The 14165-nt window shown below is 72.6% G+C and carries 15 protein-coding genes and 1 tRNA gene; 10 read left to right on the forward strand and 6 right to left on the reverse strand.

What is annotated here, in order from left to right:
- The first annotated feature begins 52 nt into the window (after nucleotides 1–52).
- From ASG36_RS19165 to ASG36_RS19185, 5 genes are all read left to right on the forward strand, one after another.
- Entirely contained in the window at nucleotides 53–1429 is a 1377-nt protein-coding gene (locus tag ASG36_RS19165) for a rhodanese-like domain-containing protein (RefSeq protein WP_055768002.1), read from the forward strand.
- A 201-nt stretch (nucleotides 1430–1630) separates the two neighbouring features.
- Nucleotides 1631–2197: a rhodanese-like domain-containing protein gene (locus ASG36_RS19170; RefSeq protein ID WP_055768004.1), complete on the forward strand. Its 567-nt coding sequence runs from the start codon at nucleotides 1631–1633 to the stop codon at nucleotides 2195–2197.
- A complete protein-coding gene (locus ASG36_RS19175; RefSeq protein WP_235495288.1) occupies nucleotides 2194–2970 on the forward strand; it encodes a sulfite exporter TauE/SafE family protein in 777 nt (258 codons plus the stop codon). Before ASG36_RS19170 ends, ASG36_RS19175 begins: the two co-directional genes overlap by 4 nt.
- Before the next feature lie 317 nt (nucleotides 2971–3287).
- Nucleotides 3288–3551: a type II toxin-antitoxin system Phd/YefM family antitoxin gene (locus ASG36_RS19180; protein ID WP_055768007.1), complete on the forward strand. Its 264-nt coding sequence runs from the start codon at nucleotides 3288–3290 to the stop codon at nucleotides 3549–3551.
- Nucleotides 3548–3808, forward strand: a complete 261-nt coding sequence (locus ASG36_RS19185) for a type II toxin-antitoxin system RelE/ParE family toxin (RefSeq protein ID WP_055768010.1) — start codon at nucleotides 3548–3550, stop codon at nucleotides 3806–3808. The genes ASG36_RS19180 and ASG36_RS19185 overlap by 4 nt, the downstream gene beginning before the upstream one ends.
- A 202-nt stretch (nucleotides 3809–4010) precedes the next feature.
- On the opposite strand, the gene ASG36_RS19190 is transcribed toward ASG36_RS19185, so the two are convergent.
- Entirely contained in the window at nucleotides 4011–4220 is a 210-nt protein-coding gene (locus ASG36_RS19190) for a helix-turn-helix domain-containing protein (protein ID WP_200944583.1), read from the reverse strand.
- Nucleotides 4221–4555: 335 nt separating this feature from the next.
- Between ASG36_RS19190 and ASG36_RS19195 the strand changes: the two genes are divergently transcribed.
- Complete coding sequence (locus tag ASG36_RS19195; RefSeq protein ID WP_055768015.1) at nucleotides 4556–5764, forward strand: site-specific integrase; 1209 nt, start codon at nucleotides 4556–4558, stop codon at nucleotides 5762–5764.
- Nucleotides 5765–5857: 93 nt separating this feature from the next.
- On the opposite strand, the gene ASG36_RS19200 is transcribed toward ASG36_RS19195, so the two are convergent.
- Nucleotides 5858–5945, reverse strand: a tRNA-Leu gene (locus ASG36_RS19200).
- A gap of 126 nt (nucleotides 5946–6071) precedes the next feature.
- Between ASG36_RS19200 and ASG36_RS19205 the strand changes: the two genes are divergently transcribed.
- Both ASG36_RS19205 and ASG36_RS19210 read left to right on the forward strand, forming a co-directional pair.
- The gene (locus ASG36_RS19205) at nucleotides 6072–7400 is read left to right on the forward strand and encodes a M20/M25/M40 family metallo-hydrolase (protein WP_055768019.1); all 1329 of its coding nucleotides are present in this window, start codon (nucleotides 6072–6074) and stop codon (nucleotides 7398–7400) included.
- A 1-nt stretch (nucleotide 7401) separates the two neighbouring features.
- On the forward strand, nucleotides 7402–7776 hold the full coding sequence (locus ASG36_RS19210; RefSeq protein ID WP_055768022.1) for a hypothetical protein: 375 nt from the start codon (nucleotides 7402–7404) through the stop codon (nucleotides 7774–7776).
- Here ASG36_RS19210 and ASG36_RS19215 read toward each other — a convergent pair.
- Complete coding sequence (locus ASG36_RS19215) at nucleotides 7752–9674, reverse strand: diguanylate cyclase domain-containing protein (protein ID WP_055768026.1); 1923 nt, start codon at nucleotides 9672–9674, stop codon at nucleotides 7752–7754. The genes ASG36_RS19210 and ASG36_RS19215 overlap by 25 nt on opposite strands.
- A gap of 137 nt (nucleotides 9675–9811) precedes the next feature.
- Here ASG36_RS19215 and ASG36_RS19220 point away from each other — a divergent pair, with 137 nt between their 5' ends.
- Nucleotides 9812–10621, forward strand: coding sequence for an SDR family oxidoreductase (locus tag ASG36_RS19220; protein WP_055768029.1), 810 nt, complete (start codon nucleotides 9812–9814; stop codon nucleotides 10619–10621).
- Nucleotides 10622–10712: 91 nt separating this feature from the next.
- Nucleotides 10713–11621 carry an NADPH:quinone oxidoreductase family protein gene (locus tag ASG36_RS19225; protein WP_235495290.1) on the forward strand — a complete coding sequence of 303 codons (909 nt, stop codon included), beginning with the start codon at nucleotides 10713–10715 and terminating at the stop codon, nucleotides 11619–11621.
- A 53-nt stretch (nucleotides 11622–11674) separates the two neighbouring features.
- Here ASG36_RS19225 and ASG36_RS19230 read toward each other — a convergent pair whose 3' ends face one another.
- From ASG36_RS19230 to ASG36_RS19240, 3 genes are read right to left on the reverse strand one after another with little or no spacing between them, the layout of a single operon-like run.
- Entirely contained in the window at nucleotides 11675–11878 is a 204-nt protein-coding gene (locus ASG36_RS19230) for a DUF5703 family protein (RefSeq protein ID WP_055768644.1), read from the reverse strand.
- A 49-nt stretch (nucleotides 11879–11927) separates the two neighbouring features.
- Nucleotides 11928–12920 (reverse strand): YncE family protein, encoded by a 993-nt coding sequence (locus ASG36_RS19235; RefSeq protein ID WP_157498979.1) that lies wholly within the window; start codon nucleotides 12918–12920, stop codon nucleotides 11928–11930.
- Nucleotides 12921–12957: 37 nt separating this feature from the next.
- Entirely contained in the window at nucleotides 12958–14073 is a 1116-nt protein-coding gene (locus ASG36_RS19240; protein WP_055768040.1) for a glycosyltransferase, read from the reverse strand.
- Between the last annotated feature and the right edge of the window lie 92 nt (nucleotides 14074–14165).

Here is a 14165-nt window from a genome sequence, read left to right on the forward strand (position 1 = left end):
TCAGCAGAACCGTCAGATACCCCTACCCCGTACCGTATGCAAGGAGACAGCCGTGCAGATCGACGTCATCGAGACCACCAGCCTGGGCGACCGCAGCTACCTGGTCAGCGAGGCCGGCACCGGCATCGTCATCGACCCCCAGCGCGACATCGACCGCGTCCAGGACCTGGTCGCCCGACGCGGGGTGACCCTCACCCACGTGCTGGAGACCCACGTGCACAACGACTACGTGACCGGTGGCCTCGAGCTGGCCCGGGTCACTGGGGCGGCCTATCTCGTCCCGGCTGGCGACGACGTCGCCTACGAGCGGGTCCCTGCGGCCGACGGTGACGTGCACAGGGCCGGTGACCTGCAGATCACCGTTGTGCACACCCCCGGGCACACCCACCACCACGTCTCCTACGCCCTGTCCGGCGCCGATGGTGAGGTGCAGGCGGTCTTCACCGGCGGTTCCATGCTCTACGGCTCGACCGGGCGCACCGACCTGCTGGGGGCCGAGCACACCGGCACCCTCACCCATGCCCAGTTCCACTCGGTGCGGCGCCTGGCCGCCGAGCTGCCGGCAGGCACCGCGGTGTTCCCCAGTCACGGGTTCGGCAGCTTCTGCGCCGCGACCCCGACCAGCGGCACGTCGTCCACGATCGAGGAGCAGCGATCGGTGAACCCGGCGCTGACCCAGGACGAGCAGACCTTCGTCGACGAGCTGATCGCCGGGCTGGGTGCCTACCCGGCCTACTACGCCCACATGGGCCCGATCAATGCCGCTGGCCCCGCGCCGGTGGATCTGTCGACCCCCCGGGTGGTCGACGCCGAGGAGCTGGCCGGCCGGCTGGCGGCGGGGGAGTGGGTTGTCGACCTGCGCACCCGCACCGCCTTCGCCGCGGGGCACCTGCCCGGGGCGCTGAACTTCGAGCTGGGCGACAACTTCCTCACCTACCTGGGCTGGCTCTACGACTGGGACGCCCCGCTGACCCTGATCGGGGACAGCGCGGAGCAGGTCGCCACCGCCCGCCGGGAGCTGGTCCGCATCGGGGTCGACCGGATCGCCGGTGCCGCTGTGGGCACGCCCGAGGACCTCGCCGCTGATGCCGACCTGGGGTCCTACCCGGTCAGCGACTTCGCCGGCCTGGCCGCCCAGTTGGCCGAGCACCCCGACACCGTCGTCCTCGACGCCCGCCGGGACGACGAGCGGGCCAGTGGTGGGGTCCGGGGATCGGTGCATGTGCCCATCCACGAGCTGCGTGACCGGATGGGCGAGATCCCCGGCGGGGAGGTCTGGGTCTATTGCGGCTCGGGCTACCGCGCCTCGATCGCCGCGTCGCTGCTGGCCCGGGCCGGACGTCGTCCGGTGCTGGTCGACGGCGGCTACGGCGACCCCGAGACCGGATCGGCCGCTGCGGGCCTGCACACCGAGTCCGTGGCGGTCTGAGATGTGCCGCGCGACCACGTGTCGCACCTGCGGGAAGACCACCTGGGCCGGTTGCGGCCAGCACGTCGACCAGGTCATGCGCGGGGTGCCCACCGGACAGCGCTGCCCCGGCCACGCCGCCGAGCCCCGTGAGCCCGGGCGCCTGCGCCGACTCCTCAGCCGCTCCTGATCCACACCCACTGCCGAGAGGACAAACGCCCCATGACCAGCCCCACCCTGATCGCCCCTACCGAGGTCGCCGCCACCACGGCCACCGTGGTCGACGTCCGCACCCCGGCGGAGTTCGAGACCGCCCACATCCCCGGCGCAGTCAACGTGCCCCTGCCCCTGGTGCAGGCCCACGCCGACACCCTGGCCGACGCCCTGGAGGGCCCGGTCGTGCTGGTGTGCCAGGCCGGATCGAGGGCCCGCACCGCGCACGACGCGCTGGCCTCGGCCGGCGCTGAGCAGCTGGCCGTGCTCGAGGGCGGCACGAACGCCCACACCGCCGACGGCCACACCGTTCGCCGGGGGAAGCAGCGCTGGGCTCTGGAGCGTCAGGTCCGCCTGGTCGCCGGCACCATCGTCGCCGGCAGCGTGCTGGCCTCGATCCGGTTTCCCCGGGCCCGCTTCCTCGCCGGCGGCATCGGGGCCGGCCTGGCCGGGGCTGCGGTCACCGACACTTGCGCCATGGGTGCCGCCCTGTCCGCGCTGCCCTACAACCGCGGCGGGACCCCGGTGCACCTCGACGACGTGCTGCAGGTGCTGCGCACCGCCACCACCCGGTGATCGCCGCAGCGATCGGCCTCGGCCTGGTCATCGGCGCCCTCGTCGGACTCCTCGGCGGGGGCGGGTCGATCCTGGCCGTGCCCGCCCTGGTCTACGTCGTCGGACAACCGCTGCCCCAGGCCGTAGCCACGTCGCTGCTGGTCGTCGGCATCACCGCCGTCGTCGCCCTACTGCCCCGACTGCGCGCCCGCCAGATCGCGTGGCGCATCGCCATCGTGTTCGGAGCAGCCGGGGCGGCGACGGCCTTCGCCGGAGCGGCGGTCAACCGGCTGCTGCCCGACGACGTCGTCCTGACCTTGTTCGCGGCCCTGATGATCGCCGCAGGCGTGCGGATGCTGCAGGACAAGCCCGCTACCGGGGCCGCGTGCGCCACCGACCACGGGACCGTCAACTGGCGGCGCTGCCTGCCCCGCACCATCGCCGGTGGTCTCGTCGTCGGGTTCCTCACCGGCCTGCTCGGCGTCGGGGGTGGGTTCCTCATCATCCCCGTGCTGGTCATCGTGCTCGGCCTCCCGATGACCACCGCGATCGGCACCTCACTGGTCATCGTGGCCGTCAACAGCGCCGCCGGGTTCGCCGCCCACGCCGGCGAGGCCCCCATCGACGTGCCCATCACCGTCGGCTTCACCGCCGCCGCCGTAATCGCCGCACTCGTCGCCGGACGACTGGGCGCCGGCCTGGACACAGCACGACTCAAGCGCTGGTTCGCCTGGCTGGTCTCCGCCGTAGCGGTCCTGGTGCTCGGCCAAGTCGTCGTGAGCCTCGTCCGCTGACCATCTCAGCCGGCGTCCGCAGACCTGGACGTAGCGGCTCTCGGCATCGTGACACTGCGTGACCAAGAACGGGTGCCGCAACTGCGTTCCACAACCGCCCGTTTGTGAGCCGCTGGACTGACGTTCGAGCAGTCGCACAAACTCGCAGGTCGAGGTGTGCGAACGGTGACCGAAACTCGTTCCGGAAACAACGGACCACAACTGTGCACGTCGCTGGTTGTGGATCGACAGCGGGATGGCACCGGTCGATCGGGTGGGTGGGCGTCACCTGGGCTGAATTTGTGTACACAGTTGCATGTCCGGCGTATGATGCGAGCATGGACACCATCTCCGGTGAGGTCACCACTCGCGAGCTGCGCGGTCAGCTGTCCGACGTGTTGGGTCGCGCGATGTACGGCGGGGAGCGCATCGGGGTGACCCGCAACGGGAAGCTGGCCGCTGTGGTGGTCGGGGTCGCCGACCTGGAAGCCCTAGAAGCGCTGGAGATGGCTCAGGACGTGGCGGCCTACCGGGCGGCCAAGGCCGAGGACGACGGGGAGCGGGTGTCGTTGGCCGAGGTGCGTGACGAGCTCGCTGGGTGACGTACTCCGTCGAGTTCACTGCCGCGGCGGCCCGACAATTGCGCAAGCTCGACAGGCCGGTGCGCGTGCGGCTCATCGCTGCCATCGGCGACTTGGCTGATGAGCCGCGGCCGTCGGGTGCCACGAAGCTGGTGGGGGAGCAGACCGCCTGGCGCATCCGGGTGGGGGACTACCGCGTCATCTACGACGTCCTCGACGACGCGCTGGTCGTGACGGTCGTCCGGGCTGGACACCGCCGGGAGGTCTACGACCGCTAGGCGCTCGACTCCCGCAGAGGGACGAGTACAGCAACCGGTACAGCAACGCGGTCCGGACGAGCCTGCCCAGCGACGGACGGCCTCGGACGCCGAAGTCGTCTGACCTGCGGAAACGGGACGTTCCCGGACCGCCACGGACCCCCCGCTGCTGGCTGGGGGTTAGGGGGCTACCGGACCGCCTTACCCATGCTTGTGTGGGGAATCAGGAGGCGAGCGCGCCGGCTGCGGCCGCCGGCCCGGTATCCAGCACCCCGAGGTGAGCCAGCAGTGGCAACCTGGGAATCAGAAGGCGTCGCCCGACGCGGAGGGCGGGCAGGTCACCGTTGTTCGTCGCGCGCGTGACCGTTCGAACGTCTACGCCGAGGAGTTCCGCGACCTCAGCGACGGTCACGACTGCGGCCTTGCTCTTCACTAAGTCATCCAGGTTCATCCAAGTCGCCTCATTTCACGGATCCTGTCCAGTACTGGCCCCCCGGTCGCGGGCGTCGAGGCGGCCGAACTCATAGCTCTTGGAGGTGCCACCGGCGGCACGCCCATGACAGACGGCTGTCCCGCTCGCGCGGCCGCTGGGCTAGGTGACGCGCTGTCTCATGTCACTCGCCCGCGCCAACTGCTACCTCTCCCTGTGGAAGGTCCCCGCTGTCCACAGCTTCTGGTCTACAGCCCTGCTGCAGAGCTCGCGGGCCTTGCATGGGCCTGTCGCGGACAACGGTGCGCGAGGCGACGAAAGGTCGAGGACGGAGACCGGTGGCGAGGACGAAACGGCGGCAGGCTGGCGAAGGTGGAATCAGTGAGTACCAGACGTCGACTGGCCCCAAGTTCCTGATCAAGTACAACGCCATTCGGCCGGACGGCTCGACGAAGGTCGTCCTAAAGCGAGGATTCACCACCCGCCGCGAGGCTGCCAACGCTCTTCGTACCGAAGTACGAAAGGTCGAGACCGGTGAGTGGGTCGACCTGTCGAAGGAGACGTTGACCGCCTACCTGGCCGAGTGGATTGGCGCTCAGCGGCTGGCGCCCTCCACGAAGTCGAGCTACCAGAAGAACATCCGACTGCACATCGACCGGCACATCGGCCGCACCTCGCTCGACCGGTTGACCGCGATGTCGATCGACACCTGGATGCGGAAGCTCGAATCATCCGGCCGGGCGGACAACAAGGGGGGCCTGTCCGCGCGGACGGTCCGGTACGTGTTCACCATTCTCCGTTCCGCCCTCAGCGACGCCGTCAAGCACGGGCACCTCGCCGTCAACCCGACGGACCGTTGCAGCCCGCCAACACCTTCGCAGGCCCGGCCACCGGAAATGCTCGCGTGGACCGCCGTCGAGTTGGCGCGGTTCCTGACGTGGAGCGAGTCGTTCGACTCCGAGGCGGCGATGGCATGGCGGGTGCTCGGTTTCACCGGGATGCGCCGCGGAGAAGCACTCGCACTCCGGTGGAGGGACGTCGACCTCGACGCCATGCGCGTGGCGGTCCGTCGCAGCGTGGGGTTGGTCAGGACGAAGGATAGGGGAGAGGAGCTCGTAGAAGGACCCACCAAGACCGGCCAGTCGCGGGTCGTCGACCTGGACGCTGGGACGGTCCAGAAGCTGCGCGTGTACAAAGCTCGGCGCTCGAACATCTCACCGCAGCTCGTGCGGACCAATGACCTGGTGCTGGGTGGTCTCGACGGCGGCTATCGGCACCCCGAGCGCTTCTCGCGGCGGTTCAACAGTCACGTCACCCGCGCCCGCCGCGCCTTCGGCGAGGACAAGCTTCCCAGGATCCGTCTGCACGACCTCCGGCACACCCACGCGACCCTGCTGCTGGCTGACGGTGAACCCGTCAAGGTCGTGTCCGAGCGGCTCGGGCACGCCAACGCGACGATCACCCTCGGGGTCTACCAGCACGTGCATCCAGGCATGGGGCGGCAGGCCGCGGATCGGTTCGCAGCGCTGCTCGCTGACCCAACCTGAGGTCCGAAGTATCACCGGAGTATCACGGACCACGAATTGGGGCGTCAACGCAAACGCCCCGGCCTCCTGACCTGCAGGATTACCGGGGCGAGCTGGTGTCCGAGGGGGGACTTGAACCCCCACGCCCGATAAAGGGCACTAGCACCTCAAGCTAGCGCGTCTGCCATTCCGCCACCCGGACAGGTGGACCTGCGCACTGCGGCGCGGGCCGTGGAGAAGCATACGGGAGGCCCCGGCGTCGTCCGCACCGCCCCTGGAGCGTGGCGGGGCGAGCGGGCGGACGGGCGGCGGTGGCACGATCGGGCGCATGGCCGAGACGACACCTGCACCGTTGGAGCGCGCCCAGGCCGAGGTCGCGGACCTGCTGAGCGACCTGATCCGGATCGACACCACCAACACCGGCGACCTCTCCACCAGCGTGGGGGAGCGGAAGGCCGCGGAGTGGGTCGCCGGGAAGCTCGACGAGGTGGGGATCGACTCGGTGATCCACGAGTCCGAGCCCGGCCGCGCCTCGCTGGTCGCCCGCATCCCCGGGGAGGACCGCGACCGCCCCGGGCTGCTCGTGCACGGGCACCTCGACGTCGTCCCCGCCGACAAGCGCGAGTGGAGCGTCGACCCGTTCTCCGGTGAGCAGCGCGACGGCTACGTCTGGGGCCGCGGCGCGGTCGACATGAAGGACATGGACGCGATGACCCTCGCGCTCGTCCGCGACTGGGCCCGCACCGGGGTGAAGCCCCCGCGCGACATCGTGCTGGCCTTCGTCGCCGACGAGGAGGCCGGCGGCAAGTACGGCGCCCACCACATGGTCGACCACCACGCCGACCTGTTCGAGAACGTCTCCGAGGCGATCAGCGAGGTCGGCGGGTTCAGCCTCACCGTCCGCGACGACCTCCGGCTCTACCTGATCCAGACCGCCGAGAAGGGGCTGGCCTGGATGCGGCTCACCGCCGCCGGCCGCCCCGGGCACGGTTCGTTCGTCCACGACGACAACGCCGTCACCCGGCTCTCGGCCGCCGTCGCCCGGATCGGCTCCACCCGGCTGCCCACCGTGCTCACCCCGCCGATGAAGCAGTTCATCGAGGAGGTCAGCGACGCCTACGGCATCGAGATCGACCCCGACGAGCCCGAGGAGGCCCTGAGCCGGCTCGGTTCGATCAGCCGGATGATCGGCGCGGCGCTGCGCAACACGGTCAACCCGACGATGGTCGACGCCGGCTACAAGGCCAACGTCATCCCCGGCACCGCCAGCGCCACGATCGACGGCCGCTTCCTCTACGGCCAGGAGGAGGCGTTCGAGGCCCAGATCGACGCCCTGCTCGGCGAGGGCGTCACCCGCGACTACATCCACCACGACCAGGCGGTGGAGACGACGTTCGACGGACCGCTGGTCGAGCAGATGGTCGCCGCGCTCAAGGCCGAGGACGACGGCGCCCGCCCGGTGCCGTTCACCATGAGCGGCGGCACCGACGCCAAGAGCTTCGAGACCCTGGGGATGCGCTGCTTCGGCTTCTCCCCGCTCCGGCTGCCCGCAGACCTGGACTTCGCCAGCCTCTTCCACGGCATCGACGAGCGGGTGCCGGTCGAGAGCCTGCAGTTCGGCATCCGGGTGCTGGACAGGTTCCTGCGGGCGAGCTGACGTGCCCACCGACCCGCTGGCCGCCTTCCTCATTGGCCAGCTCACCCAGGACGGTCACGACGTCGTGACCGTCCTGCGGGTGACCCAGGGTCGGTTGCCGGGGCCCGGCAGCGCCCAGGCCCTCGGGGTTGCCGGCGGGCGGTTGTACCTGGCCCACGCCGGGTTGTTCGGTCAGCCGACGTTGGCCGACATCTCCCTGGACACGGTGACCGGGGTCGACGTCCGGGTGGCCAAGCGGCTCACCGGCACCCGCCGGGAGCTCTCGGTGTGGACCGGGGACGCGACGCTGCGCTTCACGGTGGTCGACGACGACACCGCGGTCGAGCGGTTCCTGCGCGCCGTCCGCTCGGGTCAGGCAGGTACGAGCGCCGACTGACCGGCCAGGACGGCCCGGTCGCGGCCGGCGCGCTTGCCGCAGTACAGCGCGGCGTCGGCGCGGGCCAGGGTGTCCCCGACGGACTCCCCGGGCACCCACTGCGCGATCCCGACCGTGGCGGTCTGCCCGTGCGGGACAGCGGCCAGGATGCGCTCGGCGACCGGCCGGGCGCCCTCGGCGGTGCACGCGGGCAGCGCGACGGCGAACTCCTCGCCACCCCAGCGGGCGATCAGGTCGCCGTCCCGCAGGCACTCCGACGCTGCCGACCCGAAGTCCCGCAGCAACGCGTCGCCGGTGCCGTGCCCGTACGTGTCGTTGAAGACCTTGAAGTGGTCGAGGTCCAGGAGCAGGAGGGTGAGCGGCAGGCCGCTGCGCCGGGCACGGGAGACCTCCACGCCGGAGAGCTCGTCCCAGCGGCGACGGTTGGCCAACCCGGTCAGCTGGTCCCGGTCCGCGGCGCGGGCCAGCTGCTCCAGCAGGTCGCCGCGCTCGATGGCCCGGGCCGCCTCACCACCCAACACCGACAGCACGCCGAGCGTGGTGGCGCACAGCTCGGGGACCGGGGTCCGCCACATGACGCCGATCAGCGCCACGACCCGGTCGTCGGCCAGGGCGGCCGGCTGCCACGCCGCCGACGCGATCCCGAGGTGCTCGACCAGGCCGGCGATGACCCCGGGCTCCTGTCGGGCGTCCGGGACGAAGGCCCCGGCACCCGCGCTGAACAACCGCGACGTCATGGAGGTGGTCGGGTCGGTGCTGAAGGCCAGCGGCGGCAGGTCCAGCCCCACGACGGCGGTGGACACCAGGTGGCCCGCGCCGTCGGGCTCGATGAGGTAGACGCCGTCGGCCCCGGTCACCTCGCGGACCGCGTCGCACACCGCCCTCCGGGGGTCGTCGGCGGTGAGCACGGCGCGGGTGGCGGTGGCCAGCACCTGCACCTGGCGGTGCCGTTCCTCCGCGTGGTCGGCGGCGCTGCGCAACCGGGTCTCCAGGACCAGCCGCTCGTCCCGGTTCAGCGCCAGCGCCAGGCCGAGGGCAGCGCCGAGTGCGATGTAGGCCTGCACGATGACCGCGCGGACCAGCACGTCGTCCACGGCGGCGAACGGGCCGTCGCCCTGGAGGGTGAACACGACGGCGACCAGGGACACCGCGGCGGTCCGCAGCGCCGTGAGGCCGGTGTCGAAGCGCAGCGCCACCCAGGCGGTGAGCGCGAACAGCGGGAACGCCACCGGGTAGGCCGGCAGCCACACGAAGACCGCCACGTTGCCGAGCACCGACGCGACGACGGCCAGCGCCAGTTCGGCGGCGCGTCGGCCGGTGGGCCGCTGGAACGGCAGCACCGCCGTCTCCTGCTCGGCGTCCCGGCGGACCAGCAGGAGCTGGCGTGCCCGGAGGCCCAGGGCGACGACGACGAGGACGGCGGCCCCGCTGCGGGCCTGCCCGACCACGGTGGCCAGCACCGACCCGGTCCCGGTCCCCAGGAAGAGCACGGCGCCGCCGGCCACCGCGCCGGCGGTGGTGGCCACCCCGGTGGCGAGCAGCAGGGCGGTCAGGTCGCGCATGTGCAGCAGCAGCGGACCCGACGGCGTCGGGCTCCACCGCCGGTAGAGCCGCGCCACCAGCAGTGCCTGCCCGACGTCCACCGCGGCCAGCGCCACCGCCACGGCGGGGCTGCTCCCGGTGGCCAGGTCGACAGCGGCGAGCACGACGCCCAGCAGCAGCGCGTCCCACCGCACCCCGGTGCGGCCGTGCAGGAGCAGCATCCACAGCGCCGCCAGCCCGGCGGCCGGCCAGACCAGGGCGACCGGGGTGCTCTCGACGACGGTCAGCCGGCCCACGAGTGCCGCCAGGGCGGTGAGGACGGCGAACGTCAGGCTGCGCAGCGGACCTGGCCGCATGAGGTGTGGTCTCCGTTCGGTCGTGCACGACACGTCTACTCCGGGTGCATCGGGCCCCCGGGACCGGGACTGGAGCCGGGTGTCCACCGATCACCCCTCCGGGTGGCGCGGGTCACCGACGTGTTTCGATGCCCCGCATGACCTCGCCCACCCCGTCGCCCACCCCGCCGGCCGGTTCCGTCGCGCTGATCACCGGGGGCACCGGCGGCTTCGGCCGCGCCCTGGCCACCCGCCTGCGCGACGCCGACGTGCGGGTCGTGCTCGCCGACCTGGACAGCGACCGCAACCGCTCGGTGGCCGCCGACCTCGGGGTGGGCTTCGCCGTCCTGGACGTCACCGACCACGCCGCCAACCAGCAGGTGGTGGCCGACGTCGAGGCCGAGCACGGCCGGCTGGACGCCGCCTTCCTCAACGCCGGCATCGCGGGCTCGGGGGACACCGACGCTCTGGACGTCGAGGAGTACCTGCGCGTGATCGCGGTCGACCTGCACGGCGTGGTCTACGGCACGGACGCCGCGCGCCCGGCGCTGCGCCGCGCGGGTGGGGGCTCCGTCGTCGTCACCGCGTCCCTTGCCGGGCTCTCCCCGATGCCGACCGACCAGGCCTACTCGATCGCCAAGGGCGGCGCGGTGGCCTTCGTCCGGTCGATCGCCACCGCGCTGCACCGCGAGGGGATCACCATCTCCGCGATCTGCCCCGGCTTCGCCGACACCGCGATCATCGACCCGTGGCGCGAGCACTTCGAGTCCGCCGACTTCCCGGTGCTCAGCGCCGACGAGGTGGCGGCCGCGATGGCCGCGGCCTGGACCTCGGCCGAGCCCGGCGCGGCCTACGTCGTCCAGCCCGGCGTCGGGGCGCTGCCCTACCGCTTCAAGGGCGTCCCGGCCGCCAAGAACGCCGCGGGGGAGTCCGCCCGCATCCCCGGTCAGCTGCTCGGGCCGCTCTGACACCCTCGTGACGCCGGTCACCGGCCGGTCTGGCACTGTCGCGGGCATGCGTGCATGGCGAGTCCACTCCCTCGGAGACCCGGCTGACGTGATGACCCTCGACGAGGTGCCCGAGCCGGTGCCCGGGGAGGGCCAGGTGAAGGTCAGGGTGCGCGCCGCGGCGCTGAACTTCCCCGACATCCTCATGGCGCAGGGCACCTACCAGGAGAAGCCGCCGCTGCCCTTCACCCCCGGCCTGGAGCTGTGCGGGGAGCTGGAGAACGGGCAGCGGGTGCTCGGTTCGCCGTCCGGCGGGCCCGGTGCGTTCGCCGAGTACGCCCTGATGGACGCCGACGCGACCTGGCCGGTGCCCGAGGGCATGACCGACGAGCAGGCCGCCGCGCTCTACATCACCTACCAGACCGGCCACGTCGGGCTGCACCGTCGTGCCGGCCTGCAGGCGGGGGAGTGGCTGCTGGTCCACGCCGGCGCCGGGGGCGTCGGGACCGCGGCGATCCAGCTCGGCAAGGCCGCCGGTGCGAAGGTCATCGCGACCGCGGGTGGCCCGCGCAAGACGCAGGTGTGCACCGACATGGGCGCCGACCACGTCATCGACTACGCAGCCGAGGACTTCGTGGCCCGGGTCAAGGAGATCACCGGTGGACACGGCGCGGACGTGGTCTACGACCCGGTCGGTGGTGACGTGTTCGACGGCTCGACCAAGTGCATCGCCTTCGAGGGCCGGATCGTCGTCGTCGGCTTCACCTCCGGGCGGATCCCCGCGGCCCGGGCCAACCACCTGCTGGTGAAGAACTACTCGGTGCTCGGCCTGCACTGGGGGCTCTACCGGAGCAAGGACCCGGGCCGGATCGGGATGGTGCACGAGGACCTCACCCGGCTCTTCGCCGACGGCCTGATCGACCCGCTGGTCGGCCAGACCCTGCCGTTGGACCATGCCCAGACCGCCCTGGCCGCCCTCGGCGACCGCGGCACCGTCGGCAAGGTCGTCCTCGTCCCCTAGGCGACGAGAAGCGCCCTTCTCGTCAGGACTCCCGATGAGAAGGGCGCTCCCCGCTACACGGCGGGGAGGGGGAGGTAGCTCAGGCGGGCGCGGCGGCGCATGACGACGCGACGGGTGCCGTCGGCGTACAGCTCGAGGCGGGCCAGCTCCCAGCCGCCGACGTCGGACTGCAGGCTCATCATCTGCGCGGCCGCCGAGCGGGACGTGCCGTTGGGGATGCGCAGCGGGGCGTACTCCCAGTCTCCGTGGATCGACACCCGCCCGATGGTGCCAGCCGTCGGCCGGCCGGTCACCTGCGGGACACCCTCAGCGCGGGTCGATCAGCTGCAGCTGCCCGGTCGCCCGGCTGCCCACGAACACCCGCCCGGTGGTGGGGTCGACGGCGACGGTGTTGGGCTGGCGGACGGTCGGGAACCGGGCCACCTCGGTGAGCTCGTCACCGGCGGTGGACAGCCCGACGACCTCGTTGGTCGCGGTCAGGGTCACCCACACGACCTGGTCGGTGCTGTCGTAGGCCAGCCCGTAGGGGTTGCCGGACAGCTCGTAGGTGTACTCCAGCTCCAGCGGGTCGGAGCCGTAGACCAGCATCGCGTCCCCGCGGGTGTCGGCGACCAGGAACCGGCCCTGGGAGTCGGCGACCAGGTGGGTGGGGCCGTCGCCGGCGTCCAGCACGGTCTGCAGCTCACCGGCCGCGACGTCGTAGGTGGTGATGCTGAAGGCGCCCACGTCGACCACGCCGGCGATGTCGCCGACCGTGGCCACCCCGCCGGGCTGGGTCTGGCTGTCGAAGGTCTGGGTGACCTCGCCGTCGGTGACGACCGAGAGCGTGCCGCCCATCTCGTCGCCGACCAGGATCTGGCCGCTGGCGACCTGGGCGGCGTCGTGCGGGTAGTCCCCGACCATCGTCTCGGTCACCTCGCCGCCGGGCAGCGCGACCTGGACGAGGGTGTTCGAGTCCTCGGCGGGCACCAGCACCGGTCCGCCGGGGGCGGCGAGCTGCAGGTGCCGGGCGTGCCCGGGCAGCTCGATCTCGGCCTGGGTGACGCCGTCGGCGTCGGTGAGGACGAGCCGGTTGGGGTCGCGGACGGCGACGGCCAGCAGCCCGGTCACCGGGTCGAAGACCATGCCCTCGGCATCGGGGTCCAGGTCGACGACGGTGCCCTCGGGGTCGGTGGTCAGCGCGGGGGAGTCGGCCGGTTCGGCGGCGCGGGCGCTCTCGGTGGGCTCGCCACCGCCGTCGCTGCCGGAGCAGGCGGTGAGGACGAGGGCCAGGGGCAGGAGCAGAGCGGCGCGACGCATGGCCTCCACCCTGCGGGTTCCCGGAGGTCGACGCAGCTCAGGCCGCCAGCAGTCCGAGCATCTGGTCCACCGAGGTCGACCACGGGAACTCCGCGGCCCGGGCCCGGGCCGCGGCTCGGCGCGTGGCGGGGTCCACGGCCAGCAACCGGACGACGCCGTCGGCGAACGCGCTCGGTCCGTCGGCGACCGCGACGCCGTGCGGGCCGTCCCCGAGCAGCTCGCGCAGCGCCGACCCGGCCGAGCCGACCACCGGGGTGCCCGACGCGAGCGCCTCCAGCGCGGCCAGTCCGAAGGTCTCGTGCGGGCCCGGGGCGAGCGCGACGTCGGCGCTGGCCAGCAGGGTGGCGACGGCGTCCCGGTCGGTGACGTGGCCGAGGAAGCGGACCGGCAGGCCGCGGGCCTGCCGCTCCAGCCTGCTGTGCAACGGCCCGTCCCCGGCGACGACGAGCGCCGCCCGCACCCCGCGGCGGCGGAGTTCGGCCAGGGTCTCCACGGACCGGTCGGGGTGCTTCTCGGCCGACAACCGCCCGGCGTGCACCAGCAGCACGTCGGAGCGGTCCAGCAGCTCGGTGCGCAGCCGGGAGTCCCAGCGGTCGGGGGCGAAGGTGCGCAGGTCGACCCCCAGGGGCACCCGGGCCACCGTCGTCCCCAGCCGGGTGAACTCCTCGGCGGCGAACTCGGTGCTGCAGACCACCAGGTCGTGCCCGGCAGCGGTGCGCCGGTTCGCCGCGTCGGCGACCCGGCGGGCCGCCCCGGCGGGCAGCAGGAACTGGGTCAGCACGCGGTCCAGTCGTTCGTGCGCGACCACCAGCGTCGGCACGCCCCGGGCGGCGGCCCACCGGCCCAGCCCGCGCAGCGTCGTCCGGTCGGACACCTCGAGCCGGTCGGGCGTCAGCTGGTCCAGCAACCGGCGCACCCGCCAGGGGTCCATCAGCCGGTAGCCGCCGGCGCCGGGCACGCGGGGTGCGGCCAGTGTCAGCACGCTGACCGCACCGGGGCGCAGGTCGGCGGGGTCACCGACCGTCCGCGGTCCCGGGACGACGACGGCCACCGCGTGCCCTCGGGCCGCGTAGCCCGACGCCAGCCGGTCGACCGCCGTCCGCAGCCCGCCGGACGTGGGGTGGTGCAGGTTCGCGACCAGCACGATGCGCATCCGCCCACGGTGACCGGTCGGAGCGTCGTCAGGGGGGTCGGGACGTGAACGCCCGAGCATCTCGGCGTGACCTGTTCGCAGTCCTGGGCGCG

The sequence above is a fragment of the Geodermatophilus sp. Leaf369 genome (assembly GCF_001424455.1).
Lineage (GTDB): Bacteria > Actinomycetota > Actinomycetes > Mycobacteriales > Geodermatophilaceae > Klenkia.

Excerpts from the sequence above, each read along its gene's own strand:
- ASG36_RS19180 (WP_055768007.1), top strand. The coding sequence starts at position 3,288 with ATGGACACCATCTCCGGTGAGGTCACCACTCGCGAGCTGCGCGGTCAG.
- ASG36_RS19240 (WP_055768040.1), bottom strand. The coding sequence starts at position 14,073 with ATGCGCATCGTGCTGGTCGCGAACCTGCACCACCCCACGTCCGGCGGG.
- ASG36_RS19235 (WP_157498979.1), bottom strand. The coding sequence starts at position 12,920 with ATGCGTCGCGCCGCTCTGCTCCTGCCCCTGGCCCTCGTCCTCACCGCC.
- ASG36_RS19170 (WP_055768004.1), top strand. The coding sequence starts at position 1,631 with ATGACCAGCCCCACCCTGATCGCCCCTACCGAGGTCGCCGCCACCACG.
- ASG36_RS19205 (WP_055768019.1), top strand. The coding sequence starts at position 6,072 with ATGGCCGAGACGACACCTGCACCGTTGGAGCGCGCCCAGGCCGAGGTC.
- ASG36_RS19215 (WP_055768026.1), bottom strand. The coding sequence starts at position 9,674 with ATGCGGCCAGGTCCGCTGCGCAGCCTGACGTTCGCCGTCCTCACCGCC.
- ASG36_RS19225 (WP_235495290.1), top strand. The coding sequence starts at position 10,713 with ATGACCCTCGACGAGGTGCCCGAGCCGGTGCCCGGGGAGGGCCAGGTG.
- ASG36_RS19220 (WP_055768029.1), top strand. The coding sequence starts at position 9,812 with ATGACCTCGCCCACCCCGTCGCCCACCCCGCCGGCCGGTTCCGTCGCG.